Annotated in this window: 12 protein-coding genes; 4 read left to right on the top strand and 8 right to left on the bottom strand. The window is 72.8% G+C overall.

Annotated elements, in window-relative coordinates:
- Positions 1-64 precede the first annotated feature (64 nt).
- On the bottom strand, positions 65-1,000 hold the full coding sequence (locus ACVHNB_RS24765; RefSeq protein WP_456225910.1) for a sirohydrochlorin chelatase: 936 nt from the start codon (positions 998-1,000) through the stop codon (positions 65-67).
- A gap of 128 nt (positions 1,001-1,128) precedes the next feature.
- Positions 1,129-2,130, bottom strand: coding sequence for an N-acetylglucosamine kinase (locus tag ACVHNB_RS24760; RefSeq protein ID WP_456225909.1), 1,002 nt, complete (start codon positions 2,128-2,130; stop codon positions 1,129-1,131).
- Between the two features lie 153 nt (positions 2,131-2,283).
- On the opposite strand from ACVHNB_RS24760, the gene ACVHNB_RS24755 reads away from it, so the two are divergent.
- The gene (locus ACVHNB_RS24755; protein ID WP_428956475.1) at positions 2,284-2,961 is read left to right on the top strand and encodes a uracil-DNA glycosylase; all 678 of its coding nucleotides are present in this window, start codon (positions 2,284-2,286) and stop codon (positions 2,959-2,961) included.
- A 38-nt stretch (positions 2,962-2,999) separates the two neighbouring features.
- Here ACVHNB_RS24755 and ACVHNB_RS24750 read toward each other — a convergent pair whose 3' ends face one another.
- The 5 genes from ACVHNB_RS24750 to ACVHNB_RS24730 all read right to left on the bottom strand — a co-directional run bounded on the left by ACVHNB_RS24750 (position 3,000) and on the right by ACVHNB_RS24730 (position 9,990).
- Positions 3,000-4,088, bottom strand: a complete 1,089-nt coding sequence (locus ACVHNB_RS24750) for a WD40/YVTN/BNR-like repeat-containing protein (protein WP_428956476.1) — start codon at positions 4,086-4,088, stop codon at positions 3,000-3,002.
- 123 nt (positions 4,089-4,211) lie between these two features.
- Positions 4,212-6,248 (bottom strand): ABC transporter ATP-binding protein, encoded by a 2,037-nt coding sequence (locus ACVHNB_RS24745; RefSeq protein ID WP_456225908.1) that lies wholly within the window; start codon positions 6,246-6,248, stop codon positions 4,212-4,214.
- Between the two features lie 45 nt (positions 6,249-6,293).
- Positions 6,294-7,196 carry an ABC transporter permease gene (locus tag ACVHNB_RS24740; protein ID WP_428956478.1) on the bottom strand — a complete coding sequence of 301 codons (903 nt, stop codon included), beginning with the start codon at positions 7,194-7,196 and terminating at the stop codon, positions 6,294-6,296.
- Positions 7,193-8,143 carry an ABC transporter permease gene (locus ACVHNB_RS24735; RefSeq protein WP_428956479.1) on the bottom strand — a complete coding sequence of 317 codons (951 nt, stop codon included), beginning with the start codon at positions 8,141-8,143 and terminating at the stop codon, positions 7,193-7,195. The genes ACVHNB_RS24740 and ACVHNB_RS24735 overlap by 4 nt, the downstream gene beginning before the upstream one ends.
- Positions 8,140-9,990 (bottom strand): peptide ABC transporter substrate-binding protein, encoded by a 1,851-nt coding sequence (locus ACVHNB_RS24730; protein ID WP_428956480.1) that lies wholly within the window; start codon positions 9,988-9,990, stop codon positions 8,140-8,142. Before ACVHNB_RS24730 ends, ACVHNB_RS24735 begins: the two co-directional genes overlap by 4 nt.
- A gap of 235 nt (positions 9,991-10,225) precedes the next feature.
- On the opposite strand from ACVHNB_RS24730, the gene ACVHNB_RS24725 reads away from it, so the two are divergent.
- From ACVHNB_RS24725 to ACVHNB_RS24715, 3 genes are read left to right on the top strand one after another with little or no spacing between them, the layout of a single operon-like run.
- Entirely contained in the window at positions 10,226-11,413 is a 1,188-nt protein-coding gene (locus tag ACVHNB_RS24725) for an ROK family protein (RefSeq protein ID WP_428956481.1), read from the top strand.
- Positions 11,410-12,975, top strand: a complete 1,566-nt coding sequence (locus ACVHNB_RS24720; protein WP_456225907.1) for a M81 family metallopeptidase — start codon at positions 11,410-11,412, stop codon at positions 12,973-12,975. The genes ACVHNB_RS24725 and ACVHNB_RS24720 overlap by 4 nt, the downstream gene beginning before the upstream one ends.
- Positions 12,976-13,011: 36 nt before the next feature.
- The gene (locus tag ACVHNB_RS24715; RefSeq protein WP_456225906.1) at positions 13,012-13,620 is read left to right on the top strand and encodes a nucleotidyltransferase domain-containing protein; all 609 of its coding nucleotides are present in this window, start codon (positions 13,012-13,014) and stop codon (positions 13,618-13,620) included.
- Positions 13,621-13,686: 66 nt separating this feature from the next.
- Here the strand turns inward: ACVHNB_RS24715 and ACVHNB_RS24710 are convergent, their stop codons facing one another.
- Positions 13,687-17,067, bottom strand: a complete 3,381-nt coding sequence (locus ACVHNB_RS24710) for a molybdopterin-dependent oxidoreductase (RefSeq protein WP_456225905.1) — start codon at positions 17,065-17,067, stop codon at positions 13,687-13,689.
- Positions 17,068-17,190 lie beyond the last annotated feature (123 nt).

The raw sequence follows: 17,190 nt of genomic DNA, 5'->3' as shown, positions 1-17,190 counted from the left end.
CCACCGCCACCCGTCCAAGACAAAGGGCCCGGGACACGAAGTCCCGGGCCCGCAGTCGCTCCGCTCAACCGCCGGAGGCAACCGGCTGGGGAGTGATCCCCAACGCCGCCGTGTACTTGGCCAGCGCCAGCTTCCCCATCGCCGGATAGGCACCCAGCGGCTCCGCGGCAGCACACGCCGCATCCTTGGCCGCAGCCTCCAGCACGCTCGGGTCCAGCTCCGGCCCGATCAGGTACGGCGCGAGCGCCAGCTGCTGCGAGCCGGAGCCGCGCAGCTGCTCGGCGGTCGCCGCGACGGCGCCCTCCTCGTCCAGGGCGGCCGCGATCACCGGCACGGCGAGCCGCGCGGCGAGCAGCATCCCGGTGATCCCGGCGGCCTGCACCGCCTCGTCACCGCCCACCGTCGCGAGGATGATGCCGTCCGCGGCCGTCGCCACGGTGAACAGGCGGGCCCGGTCGGCGCGCGCCAGACCGGCCTCCGAGAGCCGCACGTGCAGGCCCTCCGCCAGCAGCGGGTGCGGGCCGAGCACGTCGGTCAGCTCGGCGGCGACCCGGCTGTCGGCGATGGCCTGGCGGATCTGGCGCAGCAGCGCGCTGTCCGGGCCGGCCAGCAGCGGCACGACGACCCCGACGGGGCCGTCGGGCTCCTTGGCCTCGACGCCGGCGGCGACCGCCTGCTCGTAGCGGGCCGTGCGCTCCTTCGCGGCGTGCGCGAGCACGGAGGTGAGAGAGGGGAACTCGGCGGACACCGGGAAGTCGGTGGCCTCCCCGTCGACGAAGCCGACCCTCGCGTCCAGGCCGGGCAGCTCGGACCGGGCGATGCTCACGACCTCGTCGGCGAGCATGCGCGTGGCGGCACTGGGCGTGCCGGGCACCGCGAGAACGAGGGCGGGTGCGCCCTCGGGAGCGGCCACGGGTTCCGGACGACGGTGACGTCCGGGCTGGCGAGGTCGCGGCATTCGTACAGGCAGGCCGGAAGCGGGCCCAGTGGGGGAGCTCATGGCGCCGCATGCTACTGGCTCGAAGGGCTCCGTTGTTCGGTCAGGGGGCAGCTGAGCGGTATCCGTCCTTGATTGTCCGTTCAGTTACGGATGGTTCAAGTGTCCTGGTCCGCGTGGGTGCGCCGGGTCTACGGGACGTACAGCAGACGCCCGTCCAGCGGCAGGCGCAGCTCCTCCGCGGCGAGGGCGCCGGCGATCACGAGGGCACCGTGCAGGGGGTCGCCGGCCGCGGAGGTCACGGTCGCGTCGGGGAGCTGTTCCGCGAGTTCCTGGCGGAGCGGGGCGAGCAGTGGCTCGCCCGTCCTGAACAGGCCGCCGGTGAGAGCGACCTCTCCACCGCCCGCCGGACAGACCGCCGCCGCGGCTTCCGCGATGTGCCGGGCGGCGTCGCGCAGGATCCCGGCCGCGACCGGATCGGCCGCTGCGCACCGGGCCACGTCCGGGGCGAACGAGGCCAGCGCCGCGGGCCGGTCGGTGCGCGGATAGATCCGGCCGGGCAGCTCGCCCGCCGGGCCGAACCGCTCCTCGGCCAGTGCGAGCAGCGCCTTGCTCCCGCCGCGCCGTCCGTCGTACGCGCGCATCGCCGCGTCGAGCCCGGCCCGCCCGATCCAGGCGCCGCCGCCGCTGTCGCCGAGCAGATGCCCCCAGCCGTCGGCCCGCCGCCAGGTGCCGAGGTCCGTGCCCAGGGCGATCAGGCCGGTGCCCGCGGCGACGACCGCGCCGGGCCGCTGGCCGAGCGCGCCCGCGTACGCGGTGACGGCGTCCCCGGCCAACGCGAGCCGTGCGACGCCCAGTTCGCGCTCCAGGGCGGCCGGCAGCTCGGCCCGCAGACCGTCGCCGAGGGTCGCCATCCCGGCGGCGCCGACGGTGACCGCGGCCGGCACCGGACCGCCGGCCTCGGCCAGCAGTTCCCGTGCCATGGGCAGGAGTTGCTCCAGCAGGTGGGCCGGGTCGATACCGGACGCCACGGTCCGTACCGGCTCGCGGGACACCCGGGTCGCGGCCCGCGCCGGATCGTCGGCAAAGGCGAGCGCGACCCGCAGCCCCGATCCGCCCGAGTCGACGCCGAGCACCCGGCGCTCCGTGTCCGGCACGGTCACGGCAGTCGCCGACTGGTTCGCAGGGTGCACCCGGATCCCCTCTTCCCTCTTGTCCCCACCGCTTCTCCCTCGACCGGGAGGAACGGACGAGGAGGAACAGTAGCTTCGCGAGGAGCTTGCGCGTGCGGGGGGCTTCGTCCCCGTCGGGAACGGGGCCGCGGTGGGGCAGTAGAGTGACGCGTCGTGGCAGCGCGACCTTTGAACGAACTTGTCGAAGCGGGCTGGGCGAAGGCCCTGGAGCCCGTGGCCGAACGCATCGCGACCATGGGGGATTTCCTGCGGTCCGAGATCGCCGCCGGCCGTACCTATCTCCCGTCCGGGGCGAACGTCCTGCGGGCCTTCCAGCAGCCCTTCGACGAGGTGCGGGTGCTGATCGTCGGCCAGGATCCCTACCCCACACCGGGGATGGCGATCGGACTGAGCTTCGCGGTGTCGCCCGAGGTGCGGTCGCTGCCCGGCAGCCTGCAGAACATCTTCCGGGAGATGCACACGGACCTGGGGCTGTCCCGGCCGTCCAACGGCGACCTCACCCCGTGGACACGGCAGGGCGTGCTGCTGCTCAACAGGGCGCTGACGACGGCGCCGCGCTCTCCCGGCGCGCACCGGGGCAAGGGCTGGGAAGAGGTCACCGAACAGGCGATCCGGGCACTGGCCGCCCGGAACCGGCCGCTGGTCTCCATTCTGTGGGGGCGGGACGCCCGCAATCTGCGGCCCCTGCTCGGGGACCTGCCGGCGATCGAGTCCGCGCATCCCTCGCCGATGTCGGCGGACCGGGGCTTCTTCGGCTCGCGTCCTTTCAGCCGGGCCAACGAACTGCTCACGCGGCAGGGTGCGCAGCCCGTGGACTGGCGCCTGCCGTAACCGCGGGCGGTCCGACCTGCGCAGGGGCCGGTGTCGCCTCACCCCACGACGGCCGCGCGCACGCACAGCACATCCGGAAGATGGGACGCGAGCTGCCGCCAGCTGTCGCCGTCGTCGGCCGACGCGTACACCTCGCCGTTCCGGTTGCCGAAGTAGACGCCCGCCGGGTCCGCGTCGTCCGTGCACAGCGCGTCCCGCAGCACCGTGCCGTAGTGGTCGTCCTCGGGCAGACCGGCGCTGAGCGCCTCCCAGCTCTCGCCCGCGTCCTGGGTCCGGTAGACGCGACATCGGCGGTCGGCCGGGACCCGGTCCGCGTCCGCGGTGATCGGGAAGACGTACGCCGTGTTCCCGCGGTGCGGATGCGCGGCCGCGCCGAACCCGAACGTCGACGGGAGGCCCGCCCCGATGTCGGTCCACTTCCCGCCCCCGTCGTCACTGCGGTACACGCCCCAGTGGTTCTGCAGGTACAGCCGGTCCGGGTCGGCCGCGTCCCGCGCCACCTTGTGCACGCACTGCCCGAACTCAGGGTCGGGATCGGGCAGGAACACCGCGGACACCCCGGAGTTCGCCGGGGCCCAGCTCGCGCCGCCGTCCGCCGAGCGGAACACCCCGGCCGTCGACACCGCCACCGTGAGGGCCCGCGGGTCCCGCGCGTCCGTCAGGATCGTGTGCAGGCCCTCCCCGCCGCCGCCCGGCACCCACCGTGACCGCGTCGGGTGCTCCCACAGCGGACGGCAGAGCTCGAAGGTCTCGCCGCGGTCCGCCGAGCGGTAAAGGGCCGCGGGCTCCGTGCCCGCGTACACCACGTCCGGCTCGGCGGCGGCCGGGTGCAGCTGCCACACCCGCTCCAGTGAAGTCCCGGTGTCCTTGGGGAACTTGACGGCGGGGGCGGACGGCTCGGTCCAGGTGCGCCCGAGGTCGTCCGAGTGGAACACGGACGGTCCCCAGTGCGCGCTGTCCCCGCCCACGAGGAGCCGCGGTGCCTCGCCCCTGGTGTCGAGGGCGACGGAGTAGATCGCCTGGGCGTTGAAGTACGGGCTCTCGTCGAACTCCCAGGCCGCGCCACCGCGCCTGCGCCCCAGGAACAGCCCCTTGCGCGTGCCCACCGCCAGCAGTACATCGGTCATGCCGAACACCTCCGAAACGTCGTTGTCTCCAGGTATCCGCCAGTCTGCACCCCACCACTGACAATGGCCGCCGCAGACGGCTCCGCCGCAGCTCAGCGGGCGGTTCGTGCCCGCTGGGGGCGGTCAGCCGACGGGCAGCGCGGCCTGGAGCGGGAAGTGGCAGGCCACCTGGTGTTCCGGACCGTCGGGCGCCGACACCGGCGGTTCGGTCGTCGCGCAGACGTCCTGGGCCACCGGGCACCGCGTGCGGAACCGGCACCCCGACGGGGGCCGCGCGGCCGACGGGGTCTCGCCCGTCAGCGGCGTCCCGGAGGCGGCCGCCTCCGGGTCCGGGACGTTCACCGTGTCGAGCAGACCGCGGGTGTAGGGGTGCAGCGGACGGGCGTAGACCCGCTCGGCGGGACCCACCTCCACCAGCTTGCCGAGATACATGACCCCGACCGTGTCGGCGAGGTACCGGACCACGGCCAGGTCGTGCGAGATGAACAGATAGGTGAGCCCGCGCTCGCGCTGCAGCTCGCGCATCAGGTTGAGGATCTGCGCCTGCACCGACACGTCGAGCGCGGAGACCGGCTCGTCCGCCACGACCAGGTCCGGTGAGAGTGTCAACGCCCTTGCCAGGCCCAGGCGTTGACGCTGGCCGCCGGAGAACTCGTGCGGATAGCGGTGCACGGCGCCGCGCGGCAGACCGACCGCGTCGAGGAGTTCGCCGATCAGCTTCTCCTGCTCCGCGCGGCCGCCCACGCCCTGGATGACGAGCGGCTCGCGCAGGATCTCGCCGACCCGCATGCGCGGGTCCATCGCCGCTGTCGAGTCCTGGAACATCAGCTGCACGCGCCTGCGGTGCGCCCGGCGTTCGGCGCGCGAGAGCTCCGCGCGGTCGCGGCCCTCGAAGCGGACGGCGCCGGACGTCGGCTCCTCCAGGCCCGCCACGATCCGCCCGAGGGTCGTCTTGCCGCAGCCGGACTCGCCGACCATGCCGAACGTCTCGCCCCTGCGGACGGTCAGGGACACCCCGCCGACCGCGCTGACCGTGCCCTTGCTGCGGGAGAACGGGCCCCCCTTGAGCGGGAACTCCTTGACCAGCGCGTCGAGTTCGAGGAGTACGGCATCGGACGCCGTCACCTGCGCGGGGATCGGCGCGGGCGCCACCACGTCCTCCGGCGCCGCATCCCGCGCGTCGGGTACCGGATGGAAACAGGCGAACCGGTGCCCTGCGCCGCTCACGTCGTCGTCGGTGAGCGCCGGCTCCTGCGTACGGCACTCGTCCGTCGCGAACAGACAGCGCGGCGCGAAGCGGCAGCCCGTCGGGCGCACCGTCAGACTCGGCGGCAGACCCGCGATGGTGTGCAGTTCGGTGTCGTGGTCGGCGGCGCGCTCGGGCAGCGCGGCGAACAGCGCCTCGGTGTAGCGGTGCCGCGGCCGGGCGAACAGGCCCCGCACATCGGCCTGTTCGGCGACCTGGCCCGCGTACATCACCGCCACCCGGTCGACCCGGTTGGCGATCACGCCGAGGTCGTGCGTGACCAGGATCATCGCCATGCCGAGGCGCGAGCGCAGGTCGTCGATCAGCTCCAGGATCTGGTGCTGCGTCGTCACGTCCAGGGCGGTCGTCGGCTCGTCCGCGATGAGCAGCTTCGGCTCGCAGACCAGCGCCATGGCGATGGCGACGCGCTGACGCATGCCGCCGGACAGCTGGTGCGGGTACGCCTTCATCCGCTCGGCCGGCTGCGGCATGCCCACCAGCCGCAGGGTCTCCTCGGCCCGCGCCCACGCCTCCTTCTTCGAGACGCCGCGGTGCAGCAGGAGCGGCTCGGCGACCTGCGCGCCGATCGTCATCGTCGGATTCAGCGAGGTCAGCGGGTCCTGGAAGACCATGCCGATGGTGTTGCCGCGGACGTCCTGGAGGACGGGCGCGGGCGCGGCGGCCAGGTCGTGCCCGTCGAAGAGGATGCGGCCGCCGGTCACCGCTCCGCCGGGCGGCAGCAGGCCCAGCACGCTGAGCGCCGTCATGGTCTTGCCGCAGCCGGACTCGCCGACCACGCCGAGCGCCTCGCCGGGCGCGAGGTCGAGCGAGACGCCGTCGAGGGCGTGGACGGTGCGGTCGCGCGTGGCGATGTCGACCCGCAGGTCGTCGATCCTGAGCAGAGGCTCGGTCATGTCAGCTTCCCTAGATCCCTTGCGTCAACTGGTCCCACGGGCCCGCTACCTGCGCAGCCGCACTTCGAACGCGTCCCGCAGTCCGTCGCCGATGAAGTTGAACGCGGCGACGACGAGGACGATCGCGATGCCCGGCGGGAAGATCAGCCACCAGTAGCCGTTCTGCGTGTAGGTGATGCCGGCCGAGAGCATCGAGCCCCAGTCGGCGGACGGCGGCGGGATGGACAGGCCGAGGAAGGCGAGATAGCTGACGTAGAGGATGGCGTCGGCGATCTGGAACGTGCAGTTGACGATGACCGTGCCGATGGCGTTGGGCACGATGTGCCTGAAGACGGCCCGCGCCCCGCCCCCGCCCATCATTCGCATGGCCTGCACGTACTCGCGGTTGCGCAGCGACAGCGCCTCGCCGCGCACCAGGCGGGCGGGGGAGAGCCAGGCGACGCCCGCGATGATGAGGATCAGGACGCCCTTGCTGGGCGTGATGATCGCGGCGACGACCACGAGCAGGAACATCGCGGGGATGGCGAGAGCCGCGTCCGTGACACGCATCATCGCCGCGTCGACCCAGCCGCCGAAGTACCCGGCGACGGCCCCGTACACGGTCCCGAACAGCGTGGCCAGCAGCCCCGCCGCCAGGCCGATCTCCAGCGAGGTCCGCCCGGCGACCATCAGCCGGCCGACCATGTCGTAGCCGAGGTCGGTGGTGCCGAGCAGGTGCCCGGCCGTGCCCGGCGACAGATTGGCCTGCGCCAGGTTCGTGTGGACCTGCTCGGTGGGGTGCACCAGCGGTCCCAGATAGCAGAAGGCGAGCAGCAGCACGAGCAGGACCACGCCGCTCAGGGCCAGCTTGTTGCCGGTGAACACGCGCAGGGTGCGGCGGGCCAGTGAGGGAGTGGCCTGCGCGGCCTCCTCGTGCCCGGGTATCAGGGGGGTCACAGCGGTCGTCATGCCACGCTCCGGATCCGGGGGTCGAGGACGGCGTAGAGGATGTCGGTGAGCAGCGAGCCGAGGACGGTCGCGATGCCGACGACGAGGGTCACACCGAGCAGTACGGGGAAGTCCGAGCCCTGCGCGGCGTTCCAGAACAGCAGCCCCATGCCCGGGTAGTTGAACATCGACTCGACGACGAGCGCGCCGCTGAACAGCGTCGGCAGATACAGGCCGAGCAGGGTGGCCAGCGGGATCAGGGCGTTGCGCAGCACGTGCTTGACCATGATCCGGCGGTTCGACTGGCCCTTCGCCATGGCCGTGCGCACGTACTCCTCGGTGAGGTTGTCCAGGACCGCCGAGCGCATGTAGCGGCTGAACATGGCCACGATGCCGAACGCCATCGTCACCACCGGCAGGATCAACCCCGTGAAGTCGCCGAGGAGTTGACCGATCGTCTCGCCCTGCGGGGCCTCCGCCGGGAAGATCGGCAGGACCTGCGCGAACAGGATGATCATGATGAGGCCGAGGAAGAACACCGGGGTCGCGTACAGCAGGAACGCCAGTCCGGTGAGGGCGTAGTCCGAGGCCTTGCCGCGCCGCACCGCCTGCAGCAGGCCGAGCGGGACGGCGATGACCACGGCGAGCACCGTCGACAGGACAGTGAGCAGCAGGGTCTTCGGCAGCCGCTGCTTCAGCAGCTCGAAGACCGGCGAGTTCAGCTTGTACGAGTCGCCGAGGTCGCCGGTGACCAGCCGCTTCAGGTACATCAGGTACTGGGTCGGCAGCGAACGGTCGTATCCCTGCTGGTGGTTGAAGTGCTCGATCTGCTGCGGTGTGCCCTTGGGGCCGAGGATGGCGCGGGCGGGGCCGCCCGGCAGCAGGTGCAGCAGCGTGAAGACGATGATCGAGACGAGGAACAGGACGACGAGCGCCTGAAGGAAGCGCTTGACCAGAAAGCCGGTCACTTCGTGGACTCCTTCTTGGCGTTCTTGACGTAGTACCAGTGCTGCGGCGCGAAGGTGACCGTCGGGTTCTGCTCGATGCCCCGCAGGTCGTTGCGGATCACCGAGACCTGGTAGGCCGGGTTCGGCATCCACATCACCGGGAGCTGCGCGGAGAGGTACTCGCCGTACTCGTGGACGGCCTTCATGTCGGGCGCGTACTGCACGGCGCGGATGAGCCGGTCGGCCTTCTTGTCGCTGTAGTTGCCGAAGTTGGCGGACGCGCCGGTCGAGAAGAGCTGCTCGCCGCTCGGGTTGAGCGGGTAGTACCAGCTGCCGGCGGTGCCGAAGAACGACATGTCCCAGTCGCAGCCGGGGTCCTTCTTCTTGCACGGGACGGAGTTGCCGAGCACGGAGTTCAGCGGCTGCTGGCGCACGGTCAGGTCGATGCCGGCCCTGCTGAGCGACGACTTGAGCTCCTGCATCATGTTCGTCGTCTCGGTCGAGCCGGACTGGGACAGGAGGGTCAGCTCCAGCGGGTCGTTCCGCCCGATACCCGGGCCGCACTCGTCATCACCGGTGCCGGGCCGGACGCAGCGCGCGGTGCCGTCGACGGTCCGCCAGCCATGCTCCGACAAGAGGGACCTGGCCTTCGCGACGGAGAACGGATACGCGTTCCGTTCCATCGCCGGTGACAGGTACTGGCTCTTCGGTGTGACCGGTACGGGGCCCAGCGTCGCGGTCGCGCTGCCCTGCCAGATGACCTTGCTCATCGCGTCCTGGTCGACGAGGTGCTGCATCGCCTGACGGATGTAGAGCTGGCTCATCTGCGGTCCGGCATGGGTGGAGTTGAAGTTGTAGACGATGTAGGTGGCCGCCCAGCCCTCCCACGGGTCGACGCGGTACCCCTTGTCCTGGAACTTCTCCTTCTGCGCCATCACCGACGGCGGGATGTAGCCGTAGTCGACACCGCCCGAACGCAGCACGTTGTACTCGGAGTCGGCCGTGGTGAACGGCTTGAACACCACTCGGTCGAGGTGGGGCCGCTCGGACTGCGGGCCGGTGTACTTCTCGTTCGGGACGATGGTCACCTGTCCGCTGTCCCGCCAACCCGCCAGCTTCCACGGGCCGTTGACCGTCCTCCACAACGGGTCGGAGCCGTACGAGCCCAGACTCTTCGCGTGCCGGGTGAGCCGGGCGAAGACCGCCTTGGCGCCCTTCGTCGTCCGGTCCTGGTCACCGACCTCGCCGCCGTCCTGCGTGGCGTCCCAGGCGTGCTGCGGCAGGGCCCGCATGAGGGTGAGCTGGTTGGCCGTGAACCAGTCCGGGTTGTACGCGCGGTCGAGGTGCAGCCGCACCGTGTGGGCGTCGACGACCTCGAACCTCTTCACGTTGTCGGGCATCGTGCCGACCGAGTAGCTGCCCCAGTCGGCCTTGTTCGCCTTGACGAGGTTGAACCAGAACTCCAGGTCGCGGGCGGTCACCGGCTTCCCGTCGGACCACGTCACGCCCTGGCGCAGCGGCACGGTGACCGTCCGGTTGCCGTCGCTGTACTTCGGCTCCAGACCGAGCGTGCTCGGCCCGTGCGTGGTCAGTTCGCCCTTCTCCTGCACCGCGTCGTACACCGGCATGAACAGCAGCGTCTGGATGGCGTAGTTGTACGAGGCCCCGTAACCCGGCGCGCCGATCGGGAAGATCCAGTTCGGGGTGGCCGCGGGCGGCAGCGCCATCGTGGCCGTGCCGCCCTCGACGGGAGTGCCGCCGGTCGGGCCCATCGCGATCCGGCCGCCCTCGTGCGTGCAGCCGGTGAGCGCCACCAGCGTCGCCGCGAGGGCGAGCGCGGCGGACGCCGTTGACCTGAGGGAACGCATGCCGAAGGGCCTCCAAGGGGGACAGGAGCCTGCCCCGTGCCACGGATCGACAGGGCGGCGCCCGAACGCTAAGGCGGCCGTTCGAATCAAGTCAATAGGTTCATTCGGAAAGTAGTTCAAAGTCCGGGGAGCCCTGGTCAACTTGGTTCGACTCTGGTTAATGTTCGGCTCGTCATCGAACGAACCGGTCGAATCAACTGACCGAACGCGCACAGTACGTGGACCAGGGGGCGGCATGGCCGACACATCGCACGACGGCGAGCCGGGTTCGGCGCAGCACATACTCCGGCTCGTCTCCTCCGGAGCCGCCTCCTCCCGGGCCGATCTCGTACGGGAACTGGGCCTCGCCCCCTCCACGGTGTCGCTGCGCGTGCAGGAACTGGTCGCGGCCGGTGTGCTCACCGAGTCCGGCGAGGGCGCCTCGCGCGGCGGACGACGGCCACGGCTGCTGCGGGTGACGGCGCAGGGCGGCGTCGCGCTCGCCGCGGACCTCGGCAGCCACCACGCCAGGCTCGGCGCCGTCGACCTCGGCGGCACCGTCCACGACGCCCTCGACCTGCCGCACGACATCACCGCGGGGCCCGAGTCCGCCGTCGACTGGCTGTGCGAGCAGGTGACCCGGCTCGCCGCCGCGCAGCGGGAGGCGGGACGCACGGTGCGGGCCCTCGGCGTGGCCTTTCCCGGCCCGGTCGCACCCGCCGACGGCCGCGTCCTGAGCCCCTCGCGGATGCCGGGCTGGCACCGCTACCCGCTGCGCGAGGTCCTCGCCGAGCGGCTCGGCATGCCCGTCACCGTCGCCAACGACGCCACGATGATGGCCGTCGGCGAGCACCGCACGACCCGGCCCGATCTCGACCACATGGTCGTCGTCAAGGCCGGCCGCGGCATCGGCAGCGGTGTCATCGTCGCGGGCCGCCCGCACGACGGCGCCACCGGCAGCGCCGGCGACGTCAGCCACGTACGCGTCGAGGCGGCGGGCGACCGGCCGTGCAGCTGCGGCAACATCGGCTGCCTGGAGACCGTCGCCAGCGGCGCCGCCCTCATCCGCGAACTCGCCGCGCAGGGCGTCGAGGTGGCGGACACGAACGAACTCCTGCGGCTCGTCGCCGACGGCGACCCCGTCGCCACCACCCTCGTACGCACCGCGGGACGCCACATCGGCACCGTCCTGTCGGTCGTCGTGAACTTCTTCAACCCGCAGGCCGTCGCCCTCGGCGGTGTCCTCGCCACCGCCGAACCGCTCGTCGCCGCCGTCCGCGGTGTCCTCTACGAGCGGTGCCTGCCGCTCGCCACCGCGGACCTGGAGATCACCACCACGACGGCGGGCCCCGACGCCGGTCTGCTCGGCGCGGGCCTGACCGCGCTGCACCAGAACCTCTCGAACGCCATCCCCGCACCCCAGGAAGAGAGCGCCCCCGCATGACCCGCACCACCCCGGTCCACGGCCGCCGCCTGCGCATCGGCATCGGCGGCATCGGCATCGAGTCGTCCACGTTCTGCCCGCACCGCTCCACCACCGACGACTTCCGGCAGACCCGCGGCCAGGACCTCCTCGACCGCTACACGTGGACCCGGCCCGACAGCGACCTCGCCGAACGCGTCGAGTGGGTGCCGCTGCTGCACGCGACATCGCTGCCCGGCGGCCCGGTGGAAGCCGAGTCGTACCTGACCCTGAAGAACGAGCTGGTCACCCGCATAAGGGAGTCGGGCCCCCTCGACGGACTCGTGTACGACATCCACGGCGCGATGAGCGTCATCGGCCTCACCGACGCCGAGGGCGACCTGACCGAGGCGGTCCGCGCCGCGCTCGACCACATCGGCACCCCCGACGGGAGCCGCCCTATGATCTCCACCGCGATGGACCTGCACGGGAACGTCTCCCGCCGGTTCGCGGAGCCGGTCGACCTGCTCACCGCCCACCGGCTCGCCCCGCACGAGGACGCCTGGGACACCCGCGAGCGCGCCGCCCGCAATCTGGTGCGCTGCCTGCGGGACGGAGTCCGGCCGCACCGCGCCTGGGTCCAGGTCCCGGTCCTGCTGCCCGGCGAGAAGACCAGCACCCGCCTGGAACCCGCCAGGTCCCTCTACGCCTCGCTCGCCGACATCGAGAAGAAGGACGGCATCCTCGACGCCGCGATGTGGGTCGGCTACGCCTGGGCCGACGAGCCGCGCTGCAAGGCCGCCATCGTCGTCACCGGCGAGGACGCCGAACTCGCCGCCCGCGAGGCCGAGTCGCTGGCCCGCCGCTACTGGGACGCCCGCAAGGACTTCGTGTTCGTCGGCCCGACCGGCAGCGCCGAGGAATGCATCGACCAGGCCGTCGCCTCCACCAAGAGGCCCTTCCTCATCAGTGACTCCGGCGACAACCCCACGGCGGGCGGCGCGGGCGACCTCGCGTACATGCTGGAGAAGCTGCTGGCGCACGACGCGATCCGCACCGGCGAGGTCACCGCCGTCCACCCGGGCATCACCGACCCGGCCGCGGTCGCCGCCTGCTTCGCGGCCGGTGTCGGCGCCGAGGTGACCCTCTCCGTCGGCGGCAAGGTCGACACCCACCACGGCGGACCGTACGAACTCACCGGCACCGTCGAGGCGTTGCAGCGCGCCGCCGACCAGAAGGACCGCGCCGAGGGCGGCGCCTACGACCGCGGTGTCGACATGGCGGCCGTCCGCGTCGGCGGCCTCACCGTGATCCTCGTCGAGCGCCGCAAGCCGTTCCACACGCTCGCCGACTTCACGGGCCCCGCCGACGGCGGCCTCGGCATCGACCCGCGCACGTACGACCTCGTCGTCGTCAAGATCGGCTACCTGGAGCCGGAGCTGTACGACATGGCCGCCGACTGGCTGCTCGCGCTCACCCCCGGCGGAGTCGACCAGGACCTGCTGCGCCTGGGCCACCACCGGGTGGAGCGTCCGCTGTACCCCTTCGACGAGGACGCGTACGAGGCCGGGGACGGCCCGGACCTCAGGGCCGCCCTGCTGTAGCTCGGCTCAGGTTCGCCGCACCGCGAGAATGGGCGGATGAGACGCATCCGTGCGCCGTACGGACGGTGGGAGCCGGCTCCCACGGCCGAGGTCGTGGCGCGGTTCGCGGGGGCCGGCGCCCGATGGTGGGTGGCCGGGGGCATCGCGATCGAACTGGCCGTCGGGCGACGGCTGCGGGACCACGGCGACATCGACGTCCTGCTGCTGCGCCGGGACCAGCACGTGGTCCAGCACGCGCTGCCCGGATGGGAGTTGTGGGCCGCTGATCCGCCAGGAGTACTGCGGCCGTGGGCGCCGGGGGAGACGCTGCCGCCCGGCGTGCACGACATCTGGTGCCGTCCGGGGCCCGGCGCCCCCTGGCGCATCCAGCTCATGCTCGACGAGTCCGAGGGCGCCGAGTGGTACTCGCGGCGGGACACGCGCGTGCGCCGGCCGCTCGACACGCTGGGCCGCGTCGCCGCCGACGGCACCCCGTTCCTCGCCCCCGAGGTGCAGCTCTACTACAAGGCGAAGAACGCCCGCCCCAAGGACGAGGCGGACCTCGCGGCGGCGCTGCCCGTCCTGACGCCGGGACAGCGCCGGTGGCTCGCGGACGCGCTCACCACGACCTACGGCGACGGGCACGCCTGGACCGCCCGGCTGTGAAGAGCGGCGGACCGCGGAGGCCTGCGCGACCGGGTGTCCCGGCCCTGCGGTGGCTCCGGGCCGATGTCACGCGTCGAGGGTGACGTCCGAGGCCGGCACCGACTGACAGCTCAGGGCGGTGCCGTCGGGCAGGTCGTCGCCCGGCTCGACCAGATGCGCGACCTGCCCTTCCAGCACCCGGCAGGCGCAGCTCTCGCACTGCCCCACCCGGCAGCCGCTCGGCAGGGTCACCCCTTCCCGCTCGGCCAGTTCGAGCAGGGTGCCGTCCGACGCGGTCCAGGTCGCCTCCCGCCCCGAGCGGGCGAACCGGACGGTGCGCCGGGCCCCCTCCGGCACGTCCACGGCGCGGCGGGCGACCCGGAACCGCTCGCTGAAGATCTCGAAGGCCAGCACGCCCCGCGCCCGCAGTCCCTCGGTCAGCCCGGACAGCATCGGCTCGGGACCGCACAGATAGAACCGGGCCCGGCGCCCGACGAGCCGGGCATCGACGTCGGCCGCCGTGATGAAGCCCTGCCGGTCGTGGCCGTGACCGGGGCGGTCGCCCGGCCCCGGCGCCGCGTAGTGCGTGATGACCGTCAACGTCCCGATGAGACGCTCCAGTTCACGCAACCGGTCGCGGAACGGGTGATCGTCGCCGTCGGTGGTGCCGTAGTGCAGGACGACCTCGGGGACCGTGCCGCCGGCCGCCGCCAGGGTCTCCAGGTAGCCGAGGAACGGGGTGATGCCGATGCCCCCGGCGATCAGCACCACGGGACGGTCGGTGTCGGCCGGGATGCGGAACGAGCCGCCGGGCGCCGTCAGTTCGACCCGGTCACCGACGGCCAGGGCCTCGTGCACGTACGGGGACAGCGCGCCTGCGGGCACCCGGCGCACGGCCAGGGTGTACGCGGTGCGGGCCGGGTCGGTCGCCGGTCCGGTCAGCGAGTAGGCGCGGGTGGCGTCCGGGCCGCCCGGACCGGCGGCGCGCAGGGTCACATGCTGTCCCGGGGCGTGATCGGGCAGCGGGCCGCCGTCGACGGGCGCCAGACGCAGGGTGCGCACGTCCCGGCCCTCGTCGCCCCGCCCCACGACGGTGAAGGCGCGGGTGCCGCGCCAGGTGTGGTCCGCGGCGATCGGCCGGACCCGGCAGGCGAGCGCGCGCAGCGGCGCGGAGCCGCTGAGCGGGTCGGTCGTCGTGTGGTCGACGAGCCGGTTGTAGTTGCTGCCGCCCGGGTCCAGCGGGTCGGCGCCGGGCAGTGCCAGGTCGGGCGCGCCCTGCCACCAGCCGTACTCGCCGACCACCACGCCCGGGTGCAGCGACTCGTCGAAGCGGGCCAGCAGCCGGATCGCGCCGCGCCGCGTGGCCACCTCCACCCACTGCCCCTGCGCGATGCCGCTCCCGGCGGCGGTGTCCGGATGCAGGTCCAGGCACGGATCGGGCGCGCGCCGCCTGAGCGAGGACACGGAACGGTGCTGGCTGTGCACGAAATGGCCGTGCTTGGCGCACGTCAGCACCAGGGGGAACGCGTCGTCCGGCGCCTGCGGCTCAAGATGCTCGGGAACGGGCGGGTAGCCGTGGTCGAGAAGGCGCTGTGAATACAGCTCCACGCGCCGCGTCGGTGTGCCGAAGCCGGTCACCCGCCCCGCGTCGTCGGTGACGGCGTGGCGCCGCTCCGTCTCCGGCCGCGGCACCCGGATGCCGCCCGGCGTCGCCCGCAGCCGCTCGACGCTCAGCCCGAGCGGTTCCAGCTGCCAGTCCCAGGCGGCTGTCACGTCCCCGCCGAAGAACTCTCCGCCCATGCCGAGCCGTTCGGCCAGCGCGAAGACGACCTCGGTGTCGGAGCGGGTCCCGGGCAGCGGCTCCACGATCCGCGGCCGCAGCTGCACCTGCTCCTGCGCCCGGTGCCCGATCTCGAAACCGCATCGCAGCGCCTCGTGCTCGTACGCGCTGTTCACCGGCAGCACGATGTCCGCACTGGCGCTCGTCGGCGACTCGAACAGATCGAGGTGCACCTGGAAGTCCAGCGCCCGCAGCGCACGCGCCGTCCGGTCCGAACCCGGCTGCGCCACCACGAGATTCGCCCCGAACCCGATCAACGCCCGCACCGCATAGGGCTGTTGTTCCTCGATCGCCCGGCACAGGTCGCCCGCATTGACGTACCCGAAAGCGGGCGGCCCCAGCGGGTGACGGTCGAGACCGAGGGCCTTGGCCCGCTGCGCCGGGTCGAAGTCGCCGAAGCCGGAGGCCGGACGGTAGGGCGGCGGGGGTGCGATCCGGTTGCCGCCCCGCCGGTCGAAGGACCCGGTGAGCGCGTACAGGGTGGCCAGGGCCCGTTCGGTCTGCGCGGCGTTCGCGCTCTGCCCGACCCCGGTCCACCCGTAGTACGTCACCGAGTCCGCCGCCGCGATCTCCGCGGCCAGCGACCGGATGTCCGCCTCGGGGATCCAGGTCTCGGCCGCCACCCGTTCCACCGGCCACCGCGCACACGCCTCGGCGTACCGCTCGAACGCGGGCACGCAGTCCACGGTCGCGCCGGTGCGCAGCCGGACCCGGCGCCGCCCGCGCAGCGCGAACCGCTCGGGCGCGACGGCGGCCCGCTCCGTGTCACAGGCCTCCGGCGTGCCCGTCCGCTCGTCCCACACGACGAACCCCTCGGCACCGGCCACCAGGTCGCCGGCGCACAGGAACCGCCCGTCGTCGCAGCGCACCAGCAGCGGACCGTTGGTCCAGGACCGCACGAACTCCTCGTCGTAGGCGTCCTGCCGGATCAGCAGATGGGCGAGGCCCAGGGCGAGCGCCGCGTCGGTGCCCGGACGCACCCGCAGCCAGTGGTCGGCGCGCAGCGCGCTGGTGGAGCGCCGGGGATCGACGACGGCGAGCCGCATCCCGCGCGCCTGGGCCGCCGACAGGGCTGCCGACTGTGCGAGCCAGGTCTTGGCCGGGTTGAAGCCCCACAGCAGGGCGAGGCCGGCGTGCGCGTAGTCCGGCGGCGGCAGCGGACAGCCGAACGTGAAGGCGTGGGCGAAGTCCTTGTGCCAGTTGCAGATCTCGGCGCTGTACACGGTGTTCGGGCTGCCGAAACGGCGGACGAACCGCTCGATCCACTCGGTCGCGTCGGAGATCATCGTGCCGCTGGGCGTGGCCACCCCGAACGCGACCGCCTCCGGCCCGCTCTCGGCGGCGATCTCCCGCATCCGGCGCGCAATCTCGTCCAGCGCCTCGTCCCAGGAGACCGGCTCCCAGCCCGGGTCGGGGTCGTCCTTGGGCCGGGTGCGGCGCAGCGGGGTCGTCAGCCGCCGACTGCTGTGCGCGATCTCGGCCGCGGCCCGGCCCTTCGGGCACATCGCCGCGCCGGTCGGATGCCCGGGGTCGGGCCTGACCCCGGTGATCCGGCCGTCCTCGACGGTGAACACGGCACCGCAGCGCGACTTGCAGAGCGTGCAGAAACCCCGCTTCTCCTCGATCACCCGAAGCCTCCGGAGGGACGGTCGGCGTACCTGTCGCCTTCCATTGCACGCCCCGGCCCCCACGCCGCGGCCCGCCGATGGTCCCGACCTTCGGGTCCTACGGCCCTGCGCCCGCAGCCGCCC

Source organism: Streptomyces sp. YJ-C3, from assembly GCF_053891275.1.
Note: the sequence above shows the minus strand (reverse complement) of the source record. Positions and strands in the feature narration are given on the sequence as shown.